Consider the following 2,603-nt stretch of genomic DNA (forward strand, 5'->3'; position numbering starts at 1 on the left):
ATCATGCGCTCCGTCTATCAAACGGAGCAGCCCCTTCCAACTAAGCACGTGGTCCCACAATCGGGGTCCATTTCAGCGGCCCTCCTTGGTCAAGCGGTCATGGACCTTGTGCAGGTCGACCATCAGCGCGGCATCTTCCTCCGGCGTCCAGGACATGACCTCCGTTTCGACGTGATAGGCGAGGATGGCATAGAGCATCGGTACCTCTCGTTGCTGGGTGGCGAGGCGAAGGACGTCTCGGGTCGGCCGAATCCGACAAATCGTCGTGGCCGGGTTACCCTTTCTGAGCCGCCGCGTCCTTCATTTTTGTGCACGATGGCCGCTCGCGCCTTGTTTTGGCCGCAAGGCGGGAATTCAACAGGCGAGCTAAAGTGTAAGCGTGTTCTGAGGTGTCCTTATGGTGGCACTTGCGGAGACTGCTCCTTCTGATCTGGTCGACGAGCTCACCGCGCATGCGGTTGCCAGCATCGAGACTGCCGATCATTTCTCTTTGCCCTTCCCACATATTGTCTTCCGCGATTTCTTCCCCGCAGATTTTTACCGGGATCTGGTACGGAGCGTTCCCACCGAAGGATATGATCCGATCACCGGCACAGGCACCCGTCTGGCGCTGCGCCTCTATGGCGAGAACGTTGAGAAGATCGATCCGTCACTGCGACCCGCATGGGCTGCGGTGTCGACCATGCTGACCTCGACCGAGGTCGAGCGCGCGGTCCGGAGCAGACTGCATGACGGGCTCGAGATTCGTGCTCGCGGCGACAAGGTGCCTCGCCCCGACGATCTGAAGCTGGTCGCGAAGCCGGTGGTCTACTGGGACAGTGACGGCTACCAGATCAAGCCGCATCCGGACACACGCAAGAAGGTTGTGACGATGCAGCTCTATTGCCCTGCCGACAGCAGCCAGGAAGCGCTCGGCACGACGCTTTATCGGGCTTCCCTCAGAGGCCTGTTTCACGTCGGCTCCTATTGCCTCGAGCCTGTGAAAACCATCCCCTTCCTGCCCAACCTCGGCTACGCGTTCGTGGTCCTGAAAGCTTATCACTCCCTGACAAAGATGAGCTGGCACGGCCGCCCGCCCATCAAGACCGATCGGCCTCGGATATCCATCCTCAACACCTTCTATATGAGTGAGGATGTCGGCTTCTGATCGTTTTGCCGGAGGCTCACCAGCCAAGCCTTTCGTGCAGATTTGACTGCACGCGAACGTGCATGCAACACGTTGTTTCGTCGTGCTTTTTGGTGCTGAGCGATGGAGCGGGTGAAGGGAATCGAACCCTCGTATTCAGCTTGGAAGGCTTTGGGCGGCTGAACACTTTCAATGCCCGTTCGGACAAATCGCCTCAAAATCCTTCATTGCATGCAAACGGCTTTTTCGCCTTGTCCGAACAGACGACGGGTGCGGCATGCCGGTAACCGAGGTCTGGACATACTGCCGCCGTTGCCGCGCCAAGCTTGCGGAGCCGACCGAGAATCCGCGCTCGTCGTTCTGCTGTCGAGGCTGCTATCGGATGTTTTTCGCGGCCAAGTGTCTGGTCTGCGAAGGCACCATGAAGCGCAACGCGGGAAACCAGGTTGTCTGCTCCCACCCTGTATGCAGGACCGAGTTCCAGTCACTCAAGCGTCACGGCGTTCTGGGAAGCTTTGCAGGGCCAAAAACTGCGCAAGTGGGCAAGGGGTAGCGCTCAACCCCGTTCTGCTTCCGGAATCACTGAAAATACAGAGGGGCGCGAACGCGTCGAAAGCGACCGACCCTGCCGTATCGCGGCGGGTTCAGCGCTGCCCCCCGTCCAGTTCCGACTGGTCACCGTCGGAGCCGCCTTCGGAAACTGCCCCTTCGAACAAGACCGCAAGCTCAATAGGCGCCACTGGCTCGACGCCGAGCGTAACGAGATCGAGGCGGGCGGCTACTTCGAGGATACCGAGTGGCGCGCGGCGGCCAGCTCTGACGCAGTCGGATGTTTCATCGCCAGCCGTGAGAGCGCGAATGGATGACATCCCCGCTCATTCCCGAGATCCTGCTCATCGAGAGGAGTTGGGGTGGCGCCTTTTTCCCGAATTCACCGCCGCTCATACTCGAGCAGCACTACGAGCAACGCCTCCCGCGGCAAACGGAAGGCGTTGGAACTTGGGCGTCGAAATCTTTGGAAGGACTCGATCATGCCATTTGTGTGCAAACAAAGCAAGCGCGTTGTGAGCTGCCCCCTCAATCTGAGGGCCAGCGATGGCGTATTATTGGGACAGCCAGACCGAGCGTGACCGGCCGCCAGGATTCCACTGGCGTTCGAGCGGATTATCCGAGGCGCTTGGGTTAGACCCGGCCGATCGCGCGCTCGAGTCGCTGCTCACCGAGGCATGCTTGGCTGCTGAGGACGGCTGCGCGGTCTCGTATTCTCGATCCAAAGACTTCTATGCCGGCATCGGCCGATATCACGGCACGGGTTGGAGCTATCGCCGCGTTTTGCGCAGCGCAGCCGAAGCGACAAGGCTTGGGCTAATTCGAGACTACCGCGTTCCTCCCGGAAATCGCGCTATCCGATTCACACATTTTTGAGCCTCAAAGTGGTGCCGTATTTGATGCGACGGAAGGCTTCGAGGCCCAGGCG

General features: G+C 59.7%; 2 protein-coding genes and 1 pseudogene. 1 reads left to right on the forward strand and 2 read right to left on the reverse strand.

Features of this window, described 5'->3' with window-relative positions; translation table 11 throughout:
• Positions 1–90: 90 nt before the first annotated feature.
• Positions 91–198 (reverse strand): annotated as a pseudogene (locus tag AAFX91_RS40710) (YciI family protein); the annotation flags it as partial.
• Between the two features lie 199 nt (positions 199–397).
• Here AAFX91_RS40710 and AAFX91_RS40715 point away from each other — a divergent pair.
• On the forward strand, positions 398–1,147 hold the full coding sequence (locus AAFX91_RS40715) for a hypothetical protein (RefSeq protein ID WP_130576907.1): 750 nt from the start codon (positions 398–400) through the stop codon (positions 1,145–1,147).
• A 623-nt stretch (positions 1,148–1,770) separates the two neighbouring features.
• On the opposite strand, the gene AAFX91_RS40720 is transcribed toward AAFX91_RS40715, so the two are convergent.
• Positions 1,771–1,995 carry a hypothetical protein gene (locus tag AAFX91_RS40720; RefSeq protein ID WP_130576908.1) on the reverse strand — a complete coding sequence of 75 codons (225 nt, stop codon included), beginning with the start codon at positions 1,993–1,995 and terminating at the stop codon, positions 1,771–1,773.
• Positions 1,996–2,603: the final 608 nt, after the last annotated feature.

The sequence above is a fragment of the Bradyrhizobium sp. 31Argb genome (assembly GCF_043638955.1).
GTDB lineage: Bacteria > Pseudomonadota > Alphaproteobacteria > Rhizobiales > Xanthobacteraceae > Bradyrhizobium.